Source organism: Pricia sp. (assembly GCF_041745955.1).
Classification (GTDB): Bacteria; Bacteroidota; Bacteroidia; order Flavobacteriales; family Flavobacteriaceae; genus Pricia.
On record NZ_JBGTHY010000491.1, the window covers coordinates 1 to 4004 of the forward strand.

1 protein-coding gene is annotated in these 4004 nt (G+C 49.3%); it reads right to left on the bottom strand.

The genetic code is table 11. From position 1 onward, the window contains the following. Nucleotides 1-262 precede the first annotated feature (262 nt). On the bottom strand, nt 263-4004 hold a 3742-nt coding region (locus ACEW8S_RS17430), incomplete at its 5' end, for a PVC-type heme-binding CxxCH protein (protein ID WP_373519393.1).

Below are 4004 nucleotides of genomic sequence, written 5' to 3' on the forward strand. Positions count from 1 at the left end.
AGGAATTTACGTCGCGATACCGATTTGCTTCTATTTTTCATAGAATGTCAATTTAACCAAAGATTGTTTGATAAAAAATTAATCTTCGCAAAAATATCTGCATTATTGAAGTATGACCTATATTCAAAAAAGGTAATCAATCTTAATGTAATAAAATATACTTAACTATAGCAAAATGTTACGCACTGCGCCCCGAAAAAGGGCTACTATGGCAAATCTTATTTTTTTGTAATTCATTCAATATTAACGGTTTGTTCGCGAGCTATGATGACGGCTCCATTTTTTTTAAATAAGCGATCAGATCCATTACTTCCCCATCGTTCAGATTGTTCAACAGACCTTCCGGCATCATCGATTTTTCGGAAACGTCCCTGGTAAGTATCTGCGATTTGTTGATGTTGATAGGTTCATGGCCTACCACGCGCAAGGTGATGTTCCTGTCGTTTTCCCCGATAATGTTTCCGCTATAGGTACGACCGTCCTGAGTGGTTACTACCACCAGTTTGTAGTCTTCCTGAACCTCCCCGCTGGGATCGAGAATATTGTTCAGCAAATAAGCGGTATTGGTACGGTTGGACCCGGTAAGGTCAGGGCCGATCTTGCCGCCTTCGCCGTGTAGCATATGGCAGGCGGCACATGTGCGTTGAAAGATCTCCTTTCCATTGGCCGTGTTTGCCTTGGCGACGGCCCCATCGGTCAACAAGCCTTGGTATCTCCTGTACTGGATCTGTAATGTTTGGGATATATCGTCGATAGGCCCCCAGATCTCCACGAAACCGTTGCCCAGAACGGCCCTCAATTGCAGGACGGCGTGCGCGGGAATATCCGATTTTGGGATCTTACCATTTTTAAGGGCGTTTCCCAAAAACCGGGCGTACATTGGTCTCGAGGCCATGGTCAATAAGGCCTCTTCCTTTTCCTTCGCTGTAAGGCCACCATATTTTTGGAACAAAGCCGTTCCAAGATCTTGACTGTCATAGGCCGCTATCGCCTTGATGGCTTCAGAGCGTAAATCCTTGTCCTCTAATAATTCTGGGATGATTTTTTGTAATGCGGGATTTTGTTTGGAGGCCAGCCCCTGGATTGCGTTTTTCTTGTCTTCAGGATTTGCTGCGGAATCGTTTATTATGGCGAGCCATTTTTTAGCCACTTCGGCATTCCCGAAATTTTGCGCGATCTCATCGGCCTTGGAAGAAAGAGCTGGGTCGGATTGCAAACGTTTGTAAGTGGTCGTCCAATTTGAAGGTTCCTTCTGGTCCGAATTTCCTTCCATTCCCGCCAGCATTCCGTCTAAAAGATCCATTTGCGGATTTGATTTTTCCCCTAATACTGCAATAAGCGGTTCCATTTTATTTCCATCTACCAACCGTCTCGCTATCTTTCGCACTAGGGAAGGTATTTCGCTTTGTTTTGCCAAGGCCAACGCCTTTTGGGGTTGGTCGGCGATCAATGGCTCTATCCCGAACCAGAGCATCAACGGGATGTTGGGATCATCCGCATCCTCTTTGTATTTTACCAGGGACGATGCCATGTCCCAACGGTCGACTTCATCGACGCACTGTAAAGCCCCGGCCAAGTAGCGACGGACCACGGGCGATCGTTCCTTTTTCGCCAAAGCGGTCATCGCCTGTATCCCTTTCCCTGATGGCTGCCCGTCCTCGACCAGGAACTTGACGGCCCAGCCCCGTACATATTCATGATGATCTGCCAAAAGACTTACCAGACTGTCCGCACCGATATTGTCCGTTATCCAAAGGGTCCAGAGCGCACGTAGTCGAATGTCCTCGTTGTTCCCGTTGATCAAAAGGTCGTTCAAGTTCGATACCGCCGGGGCCTCAAGAGCCTTTTGAGCTGCCCGGTATTGTAATATGACCCTTGCGCGGCGTGCATGCCAATTGCTTTTGCTCAGTTGCAGTTCCGCAAGTTCGATATCGGTCATTTTATTGAGGTCTTCATATCTTCCCTTCCAGTTATCGGCCAGGGATTTTTCGGGAGCGATCCTAAAGACCCTGCCCGTATCCTTATTAAGGACATCGTCGCCACATATATCGGCATCGTGCCAATCCAGCACATAAAGATCACCTGCGGGGCCCACTTCCATGCTGAAGCCTACAAATTGGGCATTGTTGGCCATCATAAAATCATCGCCGTGACTTGCGATAAACCCGGAGCCGTTAGTCGTAAGGATATCCGATAGCACTCCATGTTCGTGTATGTTCGCCATGAACAACCGTCCCTGTTGGTCCGCCGGAAAAGCGTCGGACTGATAGATTCTAGCCCCCCCGTGCGCCGACCGGTGACGATGGTCCACAATGGTCTTGATGTCCTCGTACACATAAGGATTGAAATGTTGGCCGCCCTGACGGTGGTAAATACCGCCCTGTTGTACATAGAACATGTGGGGAATCACGCAGGCCGTTATGAACAATTGCCCCTTGGCATCATAGTCGATGCCCCAAGGATTGCTAAACCCATGGGCCACCACTTCAAAGCGCTCCTTTATGGGATGGTACCGCCATACGCCTCCATTTACATCTACTCCATCGGCCTCCAACAGATCATCAGGGAATGCGTCCCTATGTTTATAGATACGGCCCTTTCCCTTTGGTTTTCTGATTTTGGAAGGAGTGGCGAACCCTTCGAGGCCATATAGCCACCCGTCGGGGCCCCAGTGGAAACTATTGATCGTTTCATGACGGTCACGGATGCCCCAGCCGGTCAACAGCACCTTAATGTTATTTTCATCTGCCCTGTCGTCAGCATTTTTGTCCGGCAGGAACAGCAGGTTGGGCGGCGCGCCCACAAACACCCCGCCATGGCCAACGGCAATGGCCGAAGGGAAGGGTATGCCCTCCGCAAAGACCTTTTTTCTATCCGCTACCCCGTCGTGATCGGTATCCTCCAAAATCAGGATACGACTATCACCGGAATTGGAAAACCCTTTGCTACGTGTTTCATAATCCCTGTTCTCGGCGATCCACATTCTGCCCCTGTCGTCCCAGCAGAAGGCAATTGGCTGGGTTATCATGGGCTCGGAGGCAAAAGCGTTTACCTTGTAGCCCTGTTTTATGGTCATAGCTTCGACCGCTTCCTTGGGGCTTAAAAACTTGGCGTCCCGGCCTTCCTGTTTGGCAATCTCCCACAGGGATGCCGTATTGTACATACCCTTGTCCCCAACATAATCTCCCCATAGGTCGTTCATTTTTGTGGCGTCCAGTTCACCTGAATATGCCACTATTTGATATTGGAAAATTTTTGTTTGCCCTTTTTTGATCTGCCAGTCCCCCAACTTCGCCAAGACCGGACCTATGCCAAGTTGTCCGTCCACCCGCCAAGGTTGAGGATAACCCTGGTTATCGGAATGGTCGAAAATGGCGATATGTCCCCATTCTTCAAGGCCATCCATTTCCATTCCGGCATCTACCCACATGGCTCTCTGTTCGTTCGCCTTTTCATTTTTTTGTCGGGCGGCATTTACTACCTCTCCTTTAATACCTTTCTTCCAGGGCATTCTTAAGAAGAGTCCGCCGTAATCGAATTCGTTGACCGTAATGTCGGTAAGCGCCTCTCCCGCCCACTCCAAACTCAATAAAAACTTCCCTTCCTTTTGAGTGAATGTCCAGGTCTGCGTTTCCTTTAATATTTGTGTTTTCGAGTCGTCCAGCATGTTATATACGGTCTTCCATTTAACCGATTCCCCTTGAGGGGCCAGCACTTCCGCGGATACTCTTTGCCAGTGGTCCCCGTCGGGGTTGTGGAAAAAGTCACGTCCTATCTTTTTCTGGATATTCTCCGGCTTATCCGGATTGTAAAACCACTTTTTCAATTCATCGGCGGAAGCGCCGCTTCCGTTTACACGCGTAAAACCCCAATAAAGTCCGGTCTGGTGCTTATGGTGCCCGGGGCTGAACTCAGTCAGTTCCGCTTCAGAACCCGGCGCCAGGATGGGGTGGATGAAAGGACGGAAATCGGGCCTTGCGTTTTGCGTGACGACAGCGGATGTT